Below are 295 nucleotides of genomic sequence, written 5' to 3'. Positions count from 1 at the left end.
CGCCGGCAAACGGCGCGCCGCCCGGTGCAGTGTGGCAAGCCATGCAGTCAGCGGCGCGAGCGAGATACTCGCCGCGCTTGACCTGATCATCGGCGTGGGCAAACAACACCGGCGCAGCGAGGCCGACCGCCAGGGTCAGGCGGGTCAGAAAAAGCTTCATGCTTAACCCTCCTTGACCAGGCCGAGATCGGTCAGCACGTTGCGGGTGGCGTTGTAATAACGCACGTACCCGGTGCAACGGCAGACGTGATGGCCGAGGCTGTCCTCGATGACTTGTTCGAGCTTGCTCTGCACG

At 64.1% G+C, this 295-nt stretch carries 2 pseudogenes; both read right to left on the bottom strand.

Going from position 1 to position 295, the window contains the following annotated elements:
* Positions 1-160: pseudogene (locus tag BK660_RS31355) on the bottom strand (cytochrome c); the annotation flags it as partial.
* 2 nt (positions 161-162) lie between these two features.
* A pseudogene (locus BK660_RS31350) lies at positions 163-295 on the bottom strand ((2Fe-2S)-binding protein); the annotation flags it as partial.

This window comes from Pseudomonas brassicacearum (assembly GCF_003732265.1).
GTDB classification, from domain to species: Bacteria; Pseudomonadota; Gammaproteobacteria; order Pseudomonadales; family Pseudomonadaceae; genus Aquipseudomonas; species Aquipseudomonas brassicacearum_D.
Note: the sequence above shows the minus strand (reverse complement) of the source record. Positions and strands in the feature narration are given on the sequence as shown.